The organism is Photobacterium lucens (assembly GCF_009873615.1).
Taxonomy (GTDB): domain Bacteria; phylum Pseudomonadota; class Gammaproteobacteria; order Enterobacterales; family Vibrionaceae; genus Photobacterium; species Photobacterium lucens.
In genome coordinates, this window is the sequence record NZ_SSMG01000168.1 from 1 (window position 1) to 541 (window position 541).

The 541-nt window shown below is 30.5% G+C and carries 1 pseudogene; it reads right to left on the reverse strand.

Annotated elements, in window-relative coordinates:
- Positions 1-541, reverse strand: a pseudogene (locus E5A76_RS07725) (GGDEF domain-containing protein); the annotation flags it as partial.

The window sequence follows — 541 nt, forward strand, 5'->3', positions numbered from 1 at the left end:
TCTTTATCAATATAAACCGGATACAAAATACTTCTAATATATTTACCTGAACCTTCTTCATAATATGGTGCAGTCAATCTCACATTGTTTTCATTAAAAATTCGATACGATTTATCAATACTTTCATCAGAAATTGTTCGAGATATCCAGCCACTTCGATTATGCCTTGTTTCATCTAATGAAATATAAGCTTCTCTTAATGGCAGAAAATGCGTAACTTCCCCACTAGCATTGGCTTTTTCAATAACAGCAACTGTCCATAATAAATCAGAACCGATAATACCTTCGATTTCTTTTTTAAGTTGACTCATCGCGTTATTTAGTTGATGAATATCACCTGAGTCATTCACTATTATACCAAGTTCACCATTATCAACTTTTTCAAAGTGAACACCTTTATCATAATGTTTTGAATCTGCATTGATATAAAAGCCATAGAAACGTTTAGTCACATCAACGGTAGTTTGTATAACTGTTTGAAGTTTTCTTTCTATAGTATTTATTGATAAAAAGTTGTAATAACAAAGTGAGATAAATACTA